Here is an 18,957-nt window from a genome sequence, read left to right as displayed (position 1 = left end):
ACCTCTTACGGCAGTATGGACAGCGACACTCGCAGGGTATTGGCCAGTGAGACGTCCTCGTTGCTCGGAATGTAGGCAAAGTCAAACTTGAATCGATTGAGCAACGCAACGCCGGCACCCACGGTCATGGTCTTGATCTTGCCTTCCTGATCGTAGATATACCCGGCCCGGACGGCAAACATATTGGCATAGGTAAACTCGGCCCCGCCGTTGAGCACGAGTTGCCTGAACTCCTCGCCCAGGCCATCATCCAGGCCAACCATGATCTTGTTCACTTCGGCGGTGACGATCAACCGGTTATAGCTGGATTGAATCAACTTGTAAGCCAACCCCAGCGCGAGGTTACGCGGCAGGTCATCACGCTGGCCGGCGTCCGAATACAAGATCTTCGGCCCGATGTTGGTAATCGCGGTGCCGAAGGTCAGGCGCGGGTTGACCCGGTAGAGCAGGCCGAGATCCACGGCAAATGCGGTCGCTTTGCCGTCACCCTTCTCGTGGCTCTGACCCTGATCGGTCAGGCGAGAGTAGATAACCTTGGCCGAGACGCCGCCCGTGAGGGTGTTCGTCAGCCGCGTGCCGTAGGAGAGAGTAACGGCCACGTCGAAAGAGGAGAATTCTCCAAGTTCATTGCCTTCGGCATCAGTCCTGACCTGAGTGCCGTACGAGAGGAAGGTAACGTTCCCGCCGAACGTCCCCCAGCTTTCGGTGCTCTTGACAAAGGAGGCAAACTCGTAGTAGAGGTCGTCAGCCAGTTCGGGCAGCCAGTTGACGTGCATCAGCGAGATTTCCGTCCGGCCCCTGGCCCGGGTCATGACACGGGTCGGGCTGGCGAACCAGATCTCGGCGTCGATGGAGGCGACGTCAACCATCGGCTCGTGGCCAAGGTTACCGACCGAAGCCCGGCTCCATACCTCGTCTTCATACTCAAGAAGCCCGCCCGAAGTGGCAACGTACACGGCGGCGTCGTTACTCTTGATCTGCCGGACCGGAGCAGCCGCGGGGTTGGCATAAACCAGCACTTCACGACCGACCTCCAACTCCTCGCCGGTGAGGTCGTTAAGTTCGCGGAAGCGGGCCAGGTATGCCTCTTTCTGTTCCTCGGTTGCCGCGACGTCCCGAATGGCCAGGGATTCGTATGTGTCTTCGGGAGTCACGGCCTGACGCTGGTAGCCGGGCACCTCCCACTTGTCCTGATCGAATATCAGCACGCCGAGATCGGTCCCGAGCCAGACTCGGCCGTCTACCCCGACTTGAAGCGACCGCACCGTTCCCTTGAGTTCGGCAAGGTAGGGCGCGGCGATGACGGCGCCGGGCGACAGTGACATGCTGCTTTCAGTCCCCGCCTCAGCATCGGCCGGCTGGTTGACGACGGCCAGCTTGGCGATGTACTTTTCAGTCTCCTCCGGCGAACCGTACAGGGCATACCTCCGCGCAATCGTTTCCGGTGACTCATCCAGCGCGACCGTATACGGCATCGAGTTTGACCAGGTGCTGCCGTCGTAAAAGTACAGGTCGTGGTTGACCACGGCGTAAACGGCATCCAGCCCGGAGGCGCCAATGGCCTCGACTGCACCGGCAGGCAGGCTATCGATCGCTTCCAGTTGAGCGATCTGAGCACCGTTGTACGCGACCACGCCCTTATCCGTGCCGACCAGGGTCCGGGCACCGACGCTGTGCAGGCAGGTCACGCGGTCGGACGGCAGACCGTCCTCAAGGCCGAATCGCCGCCACTTCAAGCCGCTGTACTGCAGCAGGCCGTCGCTGGTGCCGACGATCAGAAGATCGCCGTCCGAAGAAATGGCCGTAAGTTCGCCGGTGAGCACGGCCGAATACGGCATTGACAGAGCCTCCGGAATGAAGCGCCCGACCGACTTCTCGACGGCGAAGTTGATGCGTTCGATCTCCTCGGTAGTCAGGACACTGTCCTCAAGCCCCTTACGGACGTGGTCCTTCAGCTTGTCCACCTGGTCCCATTTCAGCAGGCAGAGGTTGTACCCGGTCAGAAGTGTGTCAAAACCGACCTGCAAAGAACCCAGATCGTCGTAGTCGGGAGGGACCACGGCCATGACCCGATCTCTCATCTGAACGAGCTCATCATACGTGCCACGATTGTTGGTGGCCGCGACCTGCAGAATGATCTTCTCAAGGCGCGCCTCGCTGGTCACGTCGAAATAGTCACGTACTTTCTTCGCCACCGTCTCATCGGTCTTGGTGTGAAAGACCTCTCCGGTCTGCCAGCCCTTGGTGTCGTACCGTATCAACCGGCCGCCGGCGATGGCCCAGATATCGTAAGCCATGTAATTGGAGCCTCTGCCCGTCTTCACGGTCGCTATGCCCTGGATCGAGCCGAGCTCTTCCGGAACGTCGGCGTTCAGCCACGAGTGGGCCAGCGGATAGTCGCCCAGGCCGGCCGGGTTCCAGTGAGTCGCCGTACCGTCGTCGGCAACCGCCACAAAGGCCTCACCCATACCCGCCGCCCGCGAACCCGCCGCGATGCGCAGAAAGAGTACCGCCGTGTTCGAGACTTCAGCAAAGCTATTCAAGGCAAGTACCAGGACTAGCAGTACGGTCAGGATTGCCGGATTGAGTGGGTGGTGTTTCATTCTTGTGTCTCCGAGATATTAGTTTACGACTACTACTTTGCCAAAAGATTCGACCCCTTCACCGCCGGACTGCGGCCGCGCCGAGGCTTTATAGATGTATACGCCGGTTGCCACGCGGTCGCCGTCTACGTCGCGGCCGTTCCAGACGAGGGAAATTCCGCCATTAGGATAATTATCGGCAGCCAGACCATAGTGGGTAACCGACCAGATTCTCCTGCCGGACAGCGTAAAAATCTCCATGGAAAAGCGCTCTGCCGGCTGGGTTAATTCAAAGTAAAACGTCGTCCGCTCGTTCATCGGGTTCGGGTAATTGAGCAGGTCGTTTATGGCCAGCTGGAATCCCGAGGCGAGCTCAGCGGAAAACCGGGCCACGGACACGTTGTTGGCGTTATCCCAGGCCTTGATCTCAAACTGGTGGCCACCGGCGTCAAGCGACGCCAGCGGATACTCAAGCATGCCGGTAGTGATCGAATCCCGGTCGTATTCAAACAAATCCGTCAGATTCCTCTGGTTTTCGGCCCGGCCGTCGATCTCCAGAGTGATTCCATGGCCAAGGTTGTCAGCCAGGTTTACGCCGGAGGGATCCGTAAGCCTGATCTGCAGCACGTCATCCCTCGAGACGACGTCACCGCTTACAAAATTCCTGCGGCCGGCAATAGAATAGGCGATTCCCGGCCCTGTGGAGTCCTGGCTGACGGCCACGGAATCTCGGATGACAATGTTGTCTTTCTGCCCCAGGCCGTCGATGGTATCAAGAATGGCGTAGGTGGTAATTGAGGCTCCCGTTCCACCGTAGCCGACATCAAGCGGCGTGATAAACTCGAAATCAAACGTCCCGCCGGTGATGGTGGCGGACCCGCGAAATAGCGAGGGTCCCCGGACCGTGTACGAAATTCCCGCGGTGTCACTCTCGTCCAGCCGGAAGAGCCTGCGGCGATCACTGTCGATCACGTTGACCAGCAGCGTGCCGTCGTCCGGCACTGCCTGCCCGACTCCGTCCACAACCCGTCCCCGTACCCGCGTCCGCGACAGGGCGGTCAGGCTGTCGGGTACTTCGGTGAACTCTATATCCAGCTTCGGCAGGGCCAGCCGGACGCAGGGATCGCCCAGGTAAACGTACTTCTGATCGTTCGGTTTCTGGTACGGACCGGGGTACTGTCGGTCCAGTTTGGCCACGTACAGGGCTTCAGATATTGACAGCGTCGTATCGGTCAGGAGCACGTCGTACACCTTCTGGTTGAGCAGGGCGTTGCTGGCGGCAGTAGCCAGGCGGGTTGCGGCGATCACGGCAATGCCTCCTCCGTCGTCCAGGCTCAGCAACGCTTCCCCCATACTTTCCCGCTGAGGATCGTCAAAGAAGCCTATGGCGCACGAAGCGGCGTAGACGAGCGGCAGGCGGTCGGCGTTGGTCAGGCGGGGCAGATCGGCGATGCGCTCGAAGATGTGCTCGTGCGCCCACACGTCCGGGTTGCCGTGCCCGACATAGTTGACGATAAGCGTGCCCCGGTTGAAGGCATCAACGATGGCGTCGTTCACCGACGGCCTCTGACGGTTCACAAGCGGGTAGTCCCACAGGTAGATCTTGTCGCGCCAGATATGCGCCGGAATATTGTTCTGGTCAAGAAACTCGGACGACTGCACGTGGATTACTTCAGCGTCCGTTGCCCCTTTCTCATCATCGGCTACCAGGGTAATGTTGTTTCGCCAGAGGCCGAACCCCGTTTTGGCCTCGTAGGCCTGGATTTTTCGTACGATCGACCGGATGGCACCGCCGTTTCGCACCGGCCAGCGGGACGTCACCATATCCAGCCCGCGGTCCGGCACGATGATGTAACTGCTGTCCGAGTCTAAAATACCGGGGCTGCCGAAGTGCACGTACGCGTCGTCGCTGCAGGCCTGATCCGTCCGGCGAATGTACGGGGGAACTAAGTTGTGCATTCCCGTACCCATGTGGTCGAGAAAATCATAACTGCCGTCACCCACCAGCAGGACGGCCCAGGGAGCAGGCGGGGGGTAGTGTTCATAGGCAAATTTCAGGTAGTCACGGACAGCCGTCGGATCATACAGCCCGTAAGCATAGTTATCCATGATATCGTCAACAAAGCTGACCCTGATAGTGTAACCCTGAGCCCGGCGGTAGGCGATATATTCATCAAGGTACGGTGCCAGACCGGGTATCGTGATTATGATCAGATCGGCCTGCTGGGTCGTATCGCGCATGTCGGCGACAGACGCCGGGGCGACCGCCGCGGGCTGGGCGGCAAGCTGCACGGGAGCGCAGAAAAAGCGGTTGGGGCCGGCGGCGTCGAGGTCGACCTCGAAAGTAATCTGGCCGCCAGACTGCTCATATCCGCTCAAGATCCGCGGACGCAGCGGGTCGGACACGTCAAGAATGAGCGGCACCGACGAAAACTCGTCATCGATTTCAAGCCCGGCCCGGCCGGCGTAGGACCCGACCGCTACGTCCAGCCTGTCCCCGTCCGGGCGAAGCCGGCTGTGATATTGCAATTCAGCGTAATCGAAATACGGCGGCACTTTCAATGACTGCGGGCCCAGCGTCACGTCAAACCTGTTGGCCCCGTCATGGATTTGAGACGTCTCGAACTGACAGCGAATGTTATTGCAGACCTTGCCGCCGGCCGCCTGGCCGTTTACGCTCAGGTCCATATAGGCGGCGTCACCGGTGCCGACGTTGGTCTTGCCCACAAGCGTCACCGAGGCAAGTTCGCCGTCGATCGCCCCGGGAGCCGGAACCCAGAACGTCAGCCCGGTGGTATCGGTCCAGTACCAGGTAAAGTAATCCTTGATATGCCCGTCAGGGTCCTTCGATATCATATTATCCTGCTCAGCCCGAGCAGGCCGCAGAAAGCTTGTTATCGTAGTGTCCGTCGAACCGACGGGAGCGACCGACGTCTCCTGCATGCGAAGCGGTGCGGCGAGGAAATCGCCCGAGAAGGCCAGCCAGTAGACGTTCTCCGTCGCATACGGATGGTTCATGTACACCGGCGCCTGATCCGGCCGGTATACCCACCGATTCACGGATTCCCCGAAAAAGAGGACATAGTCCGAAAGATCGAAATCTGCATCTCCACCGTCGTCCACAATGACCGCCATCTCCTGGAATGAAGGTCGCGCTGAATCGTTGTCTTCGTGAAGCCGAAGCCCGCCCGCGTTGAAAAGCCGGATTGAATCGGGATCGATCCCGGCCAACAGGACTCCCGCCGCAGCCATCTGAGAACCGGTGATTTTGTGCAGCCCCGTTCCGGTCACAATTACCTTGTACCAGGCATCAGTCTTCAACAGGTCGTTCTCGACGGCCTGCGCCGAAGTGGCGACCGGACGCGTTTTGTGCGACCAGAATCGGGCCTGATCGTAGTTGGCAAGGCTGGTACGGAAGATGCGGTCAAACAGCGGATCAGGCGATTCCGCCTCGCGGCCGGCACCCGCCCCGCCCGTAAAACCGACTCTGACCTCTACCGCCTGGTAAACCTCATTGCCGATTAGCGGGTTGACGCGCACGTTCACAAGTCGGCGCCCTCGAACGGCAAAGGGCGGCGAGATTTCGACCAGCGGCGCAGTACCGGCATTATCGGCAAGAGTACTCCGCCTTTGCCGGGCAACGGAGACCGCCTCACGGCCGTATGCCGCAATCAGCGTGGCTTCGGCCCCGGGCGGAAGGCCGAGCAGGATGGAGCGAAATACGAGTTGCCGGCCGTCCTTGTCGGCTTCGTAAGGCAGGTTAGCCAGCGTGGAATCAGCCGTTAGTCTGAAATGGAATTCGGAGTCCGAAGAAGCAAGAACCTGCATTCCTCCCGGCCCTGCGGCCACAGAAGAGACACAGGCTAATGGCAGAAAAGCCGAAACAATGAATTTACACAGGCACTTGCACATACCGGGTTAGTCACCCGGCCCTGGAACCGACATAATTATAGCACGGTCTCCGGGCCATTAAAACGAAACTTGTTTCTCCGAGCCTTCAGAGAGCCTTATCATCAATTAGCTAACGTGCTATAATTCGTCCTCCTGTGTCTGTATAAACCGCTAAAATATATAAAGTTCCCTCAGATTTGTCAATCAATTCACACCGTTGTCGTCCTGTTGGGTGATGCAATTTCCCGGCCTGAACCGCCCGAATCTCGGCGGGAATCTCAGGTTCTACTATAACTCAGTGCAATACAATAGGATACGCCGATACTGCCAGGTCTCCCTGCCGTCGACAGCCGGAAAACGCGAGGATAAACCTGAATGCGATTTCATATTCTCTGGGCAAGCTTTTCCGCATTTCTGATCTTTCAATGTCAGGGTCGTCGTTGCCGCCCGTCATCGATATCGCAGCAGATCAGCTCGAACCTGGTCGGACAACTCCTGCGTAGTCGCCTGCAACCGGGAAAGCCCGTACTCATAGTCCGCCAGCGTCCCCACGGGATAGAAGACGCGGCTGTAAACCTCATAAAACTGTTCTGCCAGACTCATAATCAGGCCATCGGTCGTCTCGTCGAAGAAGTTGTCTTTGCGAATATGCTCGAGCGCAAACTCGATCACGTCCTCGTACGATTGCAGGAGTGGCTGTTGCGTTTTTGTCCAGCGCTGAACCATTTCCCGCATCTCGGCGTCGCTAATATTCTCTCCCCGTCCTTCATTGCCCTGCCGCCACTGGTCGGCCACGTCATACCCGTAGCCCGTGTAAAGTGAACTTACCGAATCGATAAGCACCGTGAGCATGGTAACCTTCTCGACCGGTTGCGCCGCCTCAAGTTGATTCATCCACCGGGCGCGCATTGTCCTGGCCTGCACTTCGCTGGATTGCGTAGCCTCTTCGGCGGTTTGCGGGCCGGTTTGAATCGTGACGCCGCAACCGGCGATTCCGAGCACGACGGCAAGGGCGGCCAGAACACCGGGCAAGCAGACTGCTCGCTGTTTCATGCAGCTATGATTCAACCTCGACAGGCATTGCGGTCAGCGGCGCCAGTTCGCAGGTGAAGTGCCGGAGGTACTTGGGCTGCTTGAGGATTTTGTATCCGCGTATGGAGTCCTTTCTTGAGGCAATTCTCTCAGCGATCTCGGCGACGTAATCGACGTGCGAGTTGGTGAAAACGCGCCGGGGGACGGCCATCCGCACCAGCTCTCGCGGAGCCAGGGCCGGCTTGCCGGTTTCGGGATCCGTAGAGCCGAACATCAGGGAGCCGATTTCCACCACACGAACGCCGCCCTCGACATAGAACTCCACGGCCAGCCCATGGCCCGGAAACTGCCCCGGTGGCACGTGCGGAAGAAATCGACCGGCGTCGATAAAGACAGCGTGCCCGCCCGTCGGCTCTATGATCGGCATACCGACGTCCTTGATCCTCCGGCCGAGGTACGCTACCTGCTCCACGCGGAAATCGAGATAGTCGAAGTCCAGGGCCTCCTGAATGCCGACTGCCACCGCCTCCATGTCACGCCCGGAAAGTCCGCCGTAGGTAGGGTAGCCTTCAATCAGAATCATCAACTCGGTGATGCGGCGGTACAGGTCCTCGTCGTCAAGCGCGATGAAACCACCCATGTTGGCCAGCCCGTCCTTTTTGGCCGACATCATCACCCCGTCGCAGAGGCTGAACATCTCCACGGCAATTTCCTTTATGGACTTGCTGCCGTATCCCGGTTCGTCGCGCTTGATGAAGTAACAGTTCTCAGCGTACCGGGCACTGTCGTAGTAATAAAGGATACCGTACCGGCGGCATATCTCGGAGACCTGGCGGATATTGGCCATGGAAACGGGCTGCCCGCCCGCCGAGTTATTGGTTACGGTCATAATGACCATAGCCACCCTGTCGGCGCCGTGCTTCTCGATGAAGGCCTCGAGCCGCCCGGTGTCCATGTTACCCTTGAACGGCAGCGCTTCATCGGATTTCGATTCCGGGCAGGGCAGATCGACCGGAATGCCCTGTTTGTGCAGCGCGTTGGCGCGGGTGGTGTCGAAATGCGTGTTGTTAAGAACATACTGTCCCGGCTGGAGAACGCAGCTGAACATGAGGTTTTCGGCGACGCGGCCCTGGTGGCAGGGAATCACGTACTTCTTGCCGCAGATCTCCTGTACGGCTTTTTCGAACCGGCGATACGATCTTGCCCCGGCGTATGATTCGTCACCCATCATGACCGCGGCCCATTGCTGATTGGACATGGCCGGCGTGCCCGAATCGGTGAGCAGATCTATGTAGATGTCTTCGGCATCTATATTGAACAGGTTGTACTTGCCGTCTATGATACGTTTCTCCCGCTCGTGGCGGCTCAGCAGTCTTATAGGCTCGACCGACTTGATGCGGTATGGTTCGGCCGGCTGACGGTAATGCTTCATGATCTCCCCTTTCGTCTGTAAGGGTTTATTCAGCAGGAAACGACAGCGTGAAGATGGCTCAGGTGACGTCTTTGACCCGCCGGCGGCGGTACCCCAGATCCAGATGATCGGGCACGAGATGGAGATTAGCTTTGCCTGCCATCACACTTTTCTCAACTGGAAACCTGTCTCAACGTGGCCGGTGACGATTCTCCTGGCATTGAGAACCTCCGGCCGGACGTAACTCACAAGATACGGAAATTCCTCGGCTTTGGCAACCAGCCCCAGTTGCCGGAGCACCTCGACGCAGATCGGCCAGAGGGCCCGGGTGTTGCCGTCGTGGACCTTGACGGCGATACCGACGGGCGGATCGGAAAAGCCGATCCCCTCGAGCGCTTCAGCACCGACCTTACAGACCACGTTGCCGGGGAACGAACGCATGAGGTCGTAGTCGAAACGCTTTTCCCCGGAGTACATGCGGGGGTGTTCGGACATGGCGGCCTTGACGCGTACCAGGGCGCGGCTTACTTCCGGCTCATCCCCCTGCCCGCACGCCAGCCTCCTGAAACCCAGGGCCAGATGGTACGGCGTGACAGAAAAATTGGGGGCGCTGCACCCGTCCACCGATACCGTTATCATACCGGGCCGCATTCCGGTCATCCGCCCGACCATCTCCCGTACCATCTCCTGCGATTTGCATTCCGGGTTGAGGTAGTCCTTTATGTCATCCTTGAGAAATTTCGCCAGCGCCAGGAAACCGGCGTGTTTGCCGGAGCAGTTATTTCTGGCCGGATCGCGATCTTCGCCGTCAGAGGGATACAGTTCATTGACGCGCATGAAGATCGGCAGGTGCGCCCCGCACTGGAGATCATCGGACGTGCACCCGATGCGCTCCAGAATCGAAACAACCAGCGCCCGGTGTTCATCGGTGCCGTTGTGCGAGCCGCACATGATCGAGAGTTGTTCCGCGGAAAAACCAAAATGGTCGGCCGCACCGGTGAGAATGAGCGGCAGGGCCTGGAACGGCTTGATCGCCGAACGGGCCATGGTGACGTGGTCCGGATCACCCAGAGTATGCGTCAGCTTTCCGGCGGCATCGACCACCGCCACCGAAACGCGGTGAACCGCCTCGACCGCCTCTCCCCGGTAAACCCGGGCCGCTATTTCGCCCGCCATGGTGTCACTCCCCTTGCAACGGTGTACGTCAAAACCGGAGAATACACAATCAGGGGCGCAAAAGCCACCAATATCTGGTGTCGCGGCGACGCCTACTGCACCATCAGCCGCCTGATGACCATGTTGAGGTCCATTATCTTGGCCGTCTGGAGCATCCTCCAGCCGTCCGGTGACCGGCGCACCGATACCACCGTCATAAACTCCCGGGCGTTCTCGCGTGGAGCCGACTTGGTTCGGGCCACCACGTGGACCAGGGTATCCCCCTCAGCGACCTCGCCGACAACCTGGCTGGTTTCCGCCCGCAGCGACTTCTCCATGTCGGGCAGTTTGGCCAGCAGGCCTTTCATCATATTGACAAAGAACTTCTCGGCGGGCGTCGCTTTGATCACCTCTCCACTGGCTTGTGCTCCGAACTGAGCCGTAAAGGGATTCGACGCCGACCCCGAGCCGTCACCGGCTCTCACAGCCAACACCTGGTCAATCCCGCTCTTGAAGCGCTCCAGGCTCTCAGGATGCATCAGGCTTGCGTACGTCTCCCAGTCAAGCTCCTTAAAAGCCTGATACCCCGCCTCGGCGATCTCGCTGGGGGTTTGTGAGGAAGTGGAGTTCTGGGCGGCGGCGGGCAGAGACAATGCCAGAACGGCCGCGGTAACTGATACGACCCGCCAAAGGTGCTTTGCTGAATATGCCATAGGTATGCCTCTCTCTCCTGGATTCGATTCATCGCCGTCAAAGGTATCAGGTTTATAGCTGCGCCCGCAAGGGTAAGGTTCCAGAAAACTCAGAAGGACGGCCCAAATGAAGGGCAGGCCGAGCCGGCCTGCCCTTTCGATAATCTCGGGTAAATCGCCCTACTTCAACAGCAGCATCTTATGGCTATTCATCCGCCCTCCGCACCGGCTGTGGTCTACAGGCCCTACGGACAGTCCGCCGGGGGCGTTTGGCTGATAAACAGGTAATCGATAAGCGACGTCAGGTCACCTATATCGACAACCCCGGCTTCATCACCGTCGATATTTGCCTCTTCCATACAGGGCGGCGGAGTCGGAGGAGGAATGAAAAGGTACCGGATCAGGAATGTCAGGTCACCGATATCCACAATGTCACCCGGATCACAGTCCACGTTGCCGGTGATACCCTTGCAGCAGGACATCAGCAGGTTGAAGAGAATAGAAACATTGTCAGACGACCAGTTAGCTACCGCCAGGTCATTGTCGCCATCACCGTCAAGATCAATCGCAAAAACAGTAGACGGACCATCTCCTGCGCCATAGTTGACCGCGGTTTCAAACGTCCCATCACCGTTATTTCTGAGAACCGACACATTGTCAGCCTCAAAGTTCGTTACGGCCAAGTCATTATCACCATCACCGTCAAGATCAATCGAGAAAACAGAGGATGGCCGAGTCCCTACGGCATAGTTGACCGGCCACCCAAAGGTCCCGTCACCGTTATTCTTCAGAATGGAGATATCGTCAGAGTAGAAGTTAGCTGTCGCCAGGTCATTGTCACCATCACCGTCAAGATCAATCGAGAACACAGATTGCGGCCAAACTCCTGCGTCATAGGCGACCGCGCTTTGGAAGGTCCCGTCACCGTTATTCTTCAGAATGGAAACACCGTTAGAGTAACTATTAGCTGTCGCCAGGTCATTGTCACCATCCCCGTCAAGATCAATCGAGAAGACGGAGGTTGGCCGGACTCCTGCTGCCCAATAGTTGACCGCCGTTTGAAAGGTCCCGTCACCGTTATTCTTCAAAATGGAAACATTGTCAGAGAGGGCATTAGCTACCGCCAGGTCATTGTCACCATCACCGTCAAGATCAATCGAGAAGACTGAGGCCGGATCCTCTCCGGCGCCATAGGCAACCGCGGTTTGAAAGGTCCCGTCACCGTTATTCCTCAGAATGGAGACATTGTCAGAGTCAAAGTTGGCTGTCGCCAGGTCATTGTCACCATCACCGTCAAGATCAATCGAGAAGACGGAAATTGGCCGGGTTCCTACACCATAGTTGACCGGCGTTTCAAAGGTCCCGTCACTGTTATTCTTCAAAATGGAAACATTGTTAGAGAGGGCATTAGCTACCGCCAGGTCATTGTCACCATCACCGTCAAGATCAATCGAGAAGACAGAGCACGGACCATTTCCTGCGCCATAATCGATCCTTTCGGCGAACAATGGTTCATCGGCCAGGGCATCAGGTGCGACCAGTGTCATTCCCACCGCCAGCCACAGCGCCAGGATACACGCTGATCTAAGTGCGTTTTTCATCTCTGCCTCCCCCGGTATGTTTTCAATCTGCAATCCGGCTCAGATATTTGGCTTCGCTTTTCGAAAAACACTCGCCCACACTGCAAGGATCTTTTAGCCCCTCGGCGTGAAGTCAGCTATTCCAATGTCAGGTCATGCAGGCGATAGCAGGCTGATGACGGGCAACAGTTGATCTATAAATATACTCACAATGGACGAAAAAGTCAACGATATTTCAGGCCGGGAAGGGCCGGTCGCAAGCCAAAACCGACCTGCTTTCGAACACTCGTTTTATCGAAGGTCTTCTCTTACGGGATAGAACGCTTCGATAGTCCGGCAGGGGCTGAGAGCCTTTCCGGAATGAGGGGCATTGCCTTGAATGTGCAAAGGGCAGGCCTGGCCGGCCTGCCCTTTCGATAATCTCGGGTAAATCGCCCTACTTCAACAACAGCATCTTATGGCTATTCATGCGCCCTCCGCACCGGCTGTGGTCTACAGGCCCGACGGGCAGTCCGCCGGGGGCGTTTGGCTGATAAACAGGTAGTCGATCAACCCCGTCAGGTCGCCTATATCGACTATGCCAGCTTCGTCTCCATCGATGTTCGCCTCATTCATGCACTCCGGTGCAACGGGGGGAGGAATGAAAAGGTACCGGATCAGGAATGTCAGGTCACCGATGTCGATGATCTCACCCGGATCGCCATCCACGTTGCCGGTGATACCCTCGCAACAGAGTTCCATGTACAGGTTGAGTAGAATGGTAACATTATCAGAGTCCAAGTTAGCCACCGCCAGGTCATTGTCACCATCACCGTCAAGATCAGCCAAGGAGACGGAGCGCGGACCAACTCCTACGCCATAGTTGACCGTGGCCGCAAAGGTCCCGTCACCGTTATTCTCCAGAACGGAGACGTTGTTATCGAAGTAGTTAGCTGCCACCAGGTCATTGTCACCATCACGATCAAGATCGATCGAGAAGACAGAGCGCGGACCATCTCCTGCGCCATAGTTGACCGCGGCCGCAAAGGTCCCGTCACCGTTATTCTTGAGAATCAAGACACTCTCATACCGAGGAAGGTCATAATCACCCGCCGCCAGGTCCTTGTCACCATCCCCGTCAAGATCAATCGCGACGGCAGAACTCGGCTGTTCTATTCCGTAATAGTTGACCGGAGCCGCAAAGGTCCCGTAACCGTTATTCTTCAGAATGGAAACATAGCCGGAGTGGCTATTGCATACCACCAGGTCATTGTCATCATCTCCGTCAAGATCAGCCGAGGTGACAGACCACGGACCATCAAGTGCGCCATAGTTGACCGGGGCCGCAAACGTCCCGTCACCGTTATTCTCCAGAACGGAGACGTTGTCAGAGTTTGTGTTAGCTGTCACCAGGTCATTGTCACCATCACCGTCAAGATCAATCGAGAAGACACAGGTTGGGTAATCTCCCGTGCCATATTCGACCGCGGTTTGAAAGGTCCCGTCACCCTTATTCTTCAGAATGGAGACAGCGTCAGTGCCATAGTTGGCTACCGCCAGGTCATTGTCACCATCCCCGTCAAGATCGATCGCGACGACAGAGGTCGGCTCATCTCCTGCGACATAGTTGACCGCGGCTTGAAATGTCCCGTCACCGTTATTCTTCAGAATGCAGACACGGTCGTCAGCTACCGCCAGGTCATTGTCACCATCTCCGTCAAGATCAATCGCGACGACAGAGATGGGACCATTTCCCACAACATAGTCGGTCCTTGCGCCGAACCATGGTTCAACGGCCAGGGCATCTGGTATGACCAGTGCCATTCCCACCATCATCCACAGCGCCAGGATACACCCTGATCTGAGTACGTTTTTCATCTTTATCTCCCCTGGTGTTTGGTTTTCTGCAAGCCAACTCAGACATTTAGCGTCGTGTTTCAAAACGCACCCGCCCCCACAGCAGGGATTCTCCAGCCCCTCAGCGTGAAGTGGTTGATCCCGGTGTCAGATCAAGTAGTCGGTAGCAAGTTGATCAGGGCCGTAGTTGACGTACTAATATAGGCACCGTGGTCCAGAAAGTCAACGATATTTCAGGCCGGGAAGGGCCGGCCGGGCCCCGAAATTGATGTCCTGACGAACAGCGGCCTCAGCGAAGGTCTTCCCTTACGGGACAGAACGCTTCGATAGTCCGGCAGCGGCTGAGAGCCTTTGCAGAATGGGGCACATTGCCGGGCACAACGGCCGCCAGGCCAGGTTCCAGCACTTGCGCCTGACCATCGACCGTCAACTCGAGCCGGCCCTCGATAACGTTGACCACCTGTTCGTGGGGATGGGTGTGTTCCGGCGCCACCGCTCCCTCGTCGATGTCCCAGTACCCTATGGTCATGCTCTCGCAATGAATGAACCGGCCACGATAGCCGGGGATGGGTTCTTTTTCTTTGCAGTCTTTCAGGTTGACAAACGGCATGACGATCTCCTCTCAGCGCGGCCTTCCGGCCCGCTCCCATTCTTTCCTTGTCATGAAAGCCGTCGGCGAGACGGCCCGTTGCACGGCCAGGATGCCGTCCAGATGATCGATTTCGTGTTGAAGCAATTCCGACAGGTCGTCCTCGGCCGCGACGGTTTGTTTTTGTCCCTGCTCATCGACGTATTCAACGTCTATCCGGGCCGCCCGCGAGACCCGCACCAGAAGCTCCGGGAAGCTGAAACAGCCGTCCCAAAGTTCTATGCGCCGGTCGTCCTGCCGGACGATTACCGGGTTGATGAGCGCACCCTCGAACCCGCCGGACTGCATGTTTACGTATATGACTCTGTGGAGTTTCCCGATTTGCGGTGCGGCTATCCCGCGTCCGAAGCCGTTGGCTTTTCTGAAGGCCGCGAGGGTATCCTTCAGGTCGCCAATGAGCGAGCGTGTATCGTGCGAGGAGACGTCCTCAACCTTTTGGCACGTTTCCCACAGCACCGGATTCCCGAGTTGTAGTATTTCACGCGGGGGCATGGGGTCAGTACTTCACCAACGGCCAGACCTAATACTCAGGCTCAGGATGGGTCCGCTCTTCCCAAACGCGGTTGTTCGCGTTGCGAATAAACAGTTGAACGTTTCCGCAGTAGTTGCATAGGCCCACATGCCATATCCGTTCTTCATTCGGGGGCAACTCAATGCCAAACTCGTCAAACTCAGCTTTGACATCTCTATAAGCTCCGCCTGTGCTCTTCTCCTTGTCGGGGTACCAACTCGCACCCCACTCAAGATGACCGATGCCACAATACATACACAACTGAGGTGCATCACCCGAGATCGGATTCACGTTCCGAGCCATCAGGCTTATAGCCCGCTGGGCCTGCTTTATCAGCGGGCCTAACGCGGAAGATCGCGCGTCCGCCTCTTTGACCAGCATCTTGTCCAGCAACTTGTGCACTCTCAGCATTTGGGCACCATGGACCTTTGTCAGCTCCCACCGATCTCCCCGGTGTTCTTCCCTAAATACGACGTTCCCGGTCAGCAACCAATATAGAAGCTTACCCAGGCTATAAACGTCACAGGCGGGCGTGACTTCTGCGCCCCGTCCCGCTTCGAGTTCTGGCGCTGTGAAACCACGAGGGCCTACCTGTTCGTGCAACTGCGTTAGGCGTTCATCCCCTTCCTGATCCAATATGTAACAAATGCCGAAGTCCGTCACGTGCATCGTATCGTCGCTCTTGCGGTAGAGGATATTATCAGGTTTGATGTCCCTGTGGATGACCTTCTGACTGTGCGCGAAACGTATGACCTCGCAGATCTGGATGAAGTATTCCAGCGTCCTCACGGGATCATCTTTGAATTCGTCCCTTGCCTTTCGGAGCGTAATACCGTTAACATACTCCTCGACAAGGTATGGCTTTTTCGACTCGACATCGCTGTCAACAACCTTAGGTATACGGTTGTGGTCTAGTTTCTGGCGTGCCTCAATCTCGTTCTTGAACCGGCCAAGCCGTGCCTCGTTTTTCAGCCTTTTCAGAACGAAATCACCTTCGTGCTGCGCGCTTTCATCACGCACGAGGAAGACGTGTGTCTGCCCGCCTTCGGCCAGACTCTTTACGACTTGCCATTTTCCATAGGACTGAGCCATCCTACACCTCTTCCCATATTATCTCTTTCTAGATTACAGCCCGACGAACGGCTTACCACTATTCATCTTCGGCCAATAGGCTCTTGATGAAATCAGTTGTAACCTTCCGCTTCTCCTCCAATGCGCGCAACGCCTTTTTGTAAGCCGCGAAATCTATCGGGCTCTGCGCTTCGACCCGCCTGAGTTCATCTGATGCGACCTTCTCCTGGGTCTCGCGTCGGTCAAGCTCCCTGCGGTTCTCAGCGAATTTCTTCGGGTCGAACGATCTCCAATCGGGTTTCTGATCCGGCATATGCGCCCTCCTTCTCATCTACATATCGATTCCTTGAGGTCAGGCCTTGATGTGACAGGCACGATGCGGGACCCCCTGACGGTTAAACCGAATATAATTAGGGATGCACCGCGGCACAAGGGCTTTGCGCCACGACGGGACTACACGCCCAGCTTTTTGAGGATGACGGGGATGTCCAGGAAGGTCTTGCAGGGGTGGGCGCCGGCCTCGGTGAGCATGTCGAGCTTTTCTCTGGCCGTGCCCATGCGGCCCTCGACAATCGCCCCGGCGTGGCCCATGCGCTTGCCGGGGGGCGCGAATATACCGCCGATGATGGCCAGCACCGGTGTTTTCATTTTCGGGATGATTTCGGTCGCCTTTTCCTCGTAGACGCCGCCGATCTCTCCGCACAGCACCACCGCTTTGGTCTTGTCGTCCTCTTCGAACATCCGGAGGATTTCGTTGAAGGTCGAGCCGAGCACGGGGTCGCCGCCGAGTCCGACACAGGTCGACTCGCCGTAGCCGGTCCGTGAAAGCGTGTCGGCGACGTAGTAGGTGATCGATCCGGAGCGCGAGACGGTACCGACGCGGCCGGGCTTGAAGGCGATGTCGGGCATGATGCCGAGGTTGGCCTCGCCCGGTGTGATGACTCCAGCGGTGTTGCCGCCGATGACGGTGGCGCCGTGTTTGACGGCTTCCTCGCGGACGTGCAGCATGTCGTGAATCGGAATGTGCTCGGGGACGACGACAAGAAAGCGAATGCCCGCGCGGACGGCTTCGATAGCGGCTTCCTTGACGGCCGCCGCCGGCAGGAACACGACCGAGACGTCGGCCCCGGTTTGTTCCATGCATTCGGTGACAGTGTCAAAGACGGGCCTTTCGTGCACGCTCTGCCCGCCCTTGCCGGGCGTGACCCCGCCCACGATGTTGGTGCCGTAGGCGATCATGCGCTCGGTGTGGAACTTGCCGGCCCCGCCGGTAATCCCCTGTACCATGACGCGGCTGTTTTTGTCAGCGAGTATGGCCATCAGTCACTGCCTCCCGCCTGCCGGGCCAGCTCGACCGCACGTTGGGCGATTTCTTCGATAGGTGTCTCGATGCCGTGAAACTCGACCTTGTCCATGAGGGTGGGGTCCGCTTCTCTGGCTTCCTCGAACAGGCGCACGCCTTCCTCCCACATGTTGCCGGTCATGCGCATGACAACCGGCTTGGACAGGCCGTGTTCCTTCAGGAACATGATGACGCCCCTGGCGAAATCATCGCAGCGGCTGATGCCGCCGAAACGCGCGCCGAAGATCGCCTTGACGTTCGGGTTTTCATCGAGCAGCACGAGCATCTTGGCAATGCGTTCAGGCGAGGGCCCGCCGCCGGAATCCATGAAATTGGCCGGTTTGCCGCCGAAGTGCTCGATGAAGTCGTTGCCCATGATGCCGAACCCCGCCCCGCCGGGAAACATGCCGATGTCGCCGTCGAGATCGAGGTACGGGATGCCCCAGTCGGAAGCCTGCCTCTCACGCGGCGTCATCTCCCCTTCCTCGTGGCGCTTTTCGATGCCCATGTCTTTCAGCTCCGGGTGGCGAAACACGGCGTCGTCATCCAGCGACATCCGGGCATCGGCCGCGATCAGTTTGTCATCACCGGTCAAGACAAGGGGATTGATCTCGACCAGCTTGGCGTCGTGCGCCTTGAACAGCCCGTAGAGATTGCGGATGATCCCGGCTGCGTCCCTGAGCAGGGCGGGCGGAATGCCGATTTTCTTGGCGACGTCCAGGGCATCGAACGTGTACAACTTTTCGTCTATGGAAAATGACTTGCGGATGATTTTCTCAGGGTGTTTCTCGGCGGTTTCCTCGATATCCACGCCGCCCTCGCCGGAGGCGATCAAGACCAGCCTGTAATTGGCCCGGTCAATCGTTACGCCGACGTAGAACTCGCGCTGAATATCGAGCTTTGGTTCGATCAGCAGGCGTTCCACCGGGAAGTCCTTGATCGTCAATTTGAAGAGACCGTCGGCCAGCGTGCGTGCTTCGTTGGGGCCGTCAGCCAGCTTGATACCGCCTGCCTTGCCCCTGCCGCCGGTCAGAACCTGCGCCTTGAGCGCCACCGGCCCGCCTGCGGCCGCCGCCGCCCGGTAAACCTCGTCGGCCGAGGCAGCCACGCGGCCCTCCGGCACCGGGATGCCGGACTTCTTGAACAATTCCTTAGCTTCGAATTCGTACAGTCGCATACTCAGGAATCCTGCCGGGTAGAATCGC

General features: G+C 57.9%; 14 protein-coding genes. All 14 read right to left on the bottom strand.

Annotated elements, in window-relative coordinates; translation table 11 throughout:
* Positions 1 to 5: 5 nt before the first annotated feature.
* On the bottom strand, positions 6 to 2,603 hold the full coding sequence (locus VMY05_09060) for a PorV/PorQ family protein (protein ID HUV31221.1): 2,598 nt from the start codon (positions 2,601 to 2,603) through the stop codon (positions 6 to 8).
* Positions 2,604 to 2,621: 18 nt separating this feature from the next.
* Positions 2,622 to 6,410, bottom strand: a complete 3,789-nt coding sequence (gene porU, locus VMY05_09055; GenBank protein HUV31220.1) for a type IX secretion system sortase PorU — start codon at positions 6,408 to 6,410, stop codon at positions 2,622 to 2,624.
* Positions 6,411 to 6,923: 513 nt separating this feature from the next.
* Entirely contained in the window at positions 6,924 to 7,526 is a 603-nt protein-coding gene (locus tag VMY05_09050; protein HUV31219.1) for a hypothetical protein, read from the bottom strand.
* A 4-nt stretch (positions 7,527 to 7,530) separates the two neighbouring features.
* Complete coding sequence (locus VMY05_09045; GenBank protein HUV31218.1) at positions 7,531 to 8,937, bottom strand: tryptophanase; 1,407 nt, start codon at positions 8,935 to 8,937, stop codon at positions 7,531 to 7,533.
* Positions 8,938 to 9,078: 141 nt separating this feature from the next.
* Positions 9,079 to 10,092, bottom strand: coding sequence for an asparaginase (locus VMY05_09040; GenBank protein ID HUV31217.1), 1,014 nt, complete (start codon positions 10,090 to 10,092; stop codon positions 9,079 to 9,081).
* A gap of 92 nt (positions 10,093 to 10,184) precedes the next feature.
* Positions 10,185 to 10,784 carry a hypothetical protein gene (locus VMY05_09035; protein HUV31216.1) on the bottom strand — a complete coding sequence of 200 codons (600 nt, stop codon included), beginning with the start codon at positions 10,782 to 10,784 and terminating at the stop codon, positions 10,185 to 10,187.
* A gap of 224 nt (positions 10,785 to 11,008) precedes the next feature.
* Positions 11,009 to 12,364, bottom strand: coding sequence for an FG-GAP-like repeat-containing protein (locus tag VMY05_09030; GenBank protein HUV31215.1), 1,356 nt, complete (start codon positions 12,362 to 12,364; stop codon positions 11,009 to 11,011).
* A gap of 471 nt (positions 12,365 to 12,835) precedes the next feature.
* Positions 12,836 to 14,200, bottom strand: coding sequence for a VCBS repeat-containing protein (locus VMY05_09025; protein ID HUV31214.1), 1,365 nt, complete (start codon positions 14,198 to 14,200; stop codon positions 12,836 to 12,838).
* A gap of 268 nt (positions 14,201 to 14,468) precedes the next feature.
* Positions 14,469 to 14,789, bottom strand: coding sequence for a cupin domain-containing protein (locus tag VMY05_09020; GenBank protein ID HUV31213.1), 321 nt, complete (start codon positions 14,787 to 14,789; stop codon positions 14,469 to 14,471).
* 12 nt (positions 14,790 to 14,801) lie between these two features.
* The gene (locus tag VMY05_09015) at positions 14,802 to 15,320 is read right to left on the bottom strand and encodes a peptide deformylase (protein HUV31212.1); all 519 of its coding nucleotides are present in this window, start codon (positions 15,318 to 15,320) and stop codon (positions 14,802 to 14,804) included.
* Between the two features lie 28 nt (positions 15,321 to 15,348).
* Entirely contained in the window at positions 15,349 to 16,431 is a 1,083-nt protein-coding gene (locus VMY05_09010) for a serine/threonine-protein kinase (GenBank protein HUV31211.1), read from the bottom strand.
* A 58-nt stretch (positions 16,432 to 16,489) separates the two neighbouring features.
* Entirely contained in the window at positions 16,490 to 16,723 is a 234-nt protein-coding gene (locus VMY05_09005; protein HUV31210.1) for a hypothetical protein, read from the bottom strand.
* Positions 16,724 to 16,863: 140 nt separating this feature from the next.
* A complete protein-coding gene (gene sucD, locus VMY05_09000) occupies positions 16,864 to 17,730 on the bottom strand; it encodes a succinate--CoA ligase subunit alpha (GenBank protein HUV31209.1) in 867 nt (288 codons plus the stop codon).
* On the bottom strand, positions 17,730 to 18,929 hold the full coding sequence (locus VMY05_08995) for an ATP-grasp domain-containing protein (protein HUV31208.1): 1,200 nt from the start codon (positions 18,927 to 18,929) through the stop codon (positions 17,730 to 17,732). Before VMY05_08995 ends, sucD begins: the two co-directional genes overlap by 1 nt.
* Positions 18,930 to 18,957: the final 28 nt, after the last annotated feature.

The sequence above is a fragment of the Acidobacteriota bacterium genome (genome assembly GCA_035529075.1).
Taxonomy (GTDB): Bacteria; Zixibacteria; MSB-5A5; order GN15; family FEB-12; genus DATKXK01.
The sequence above is the reverse complement of the archived record's forward strand: the minus strand, read 5'-3'. Positions and strand labels throughout refer to the sequence as shown.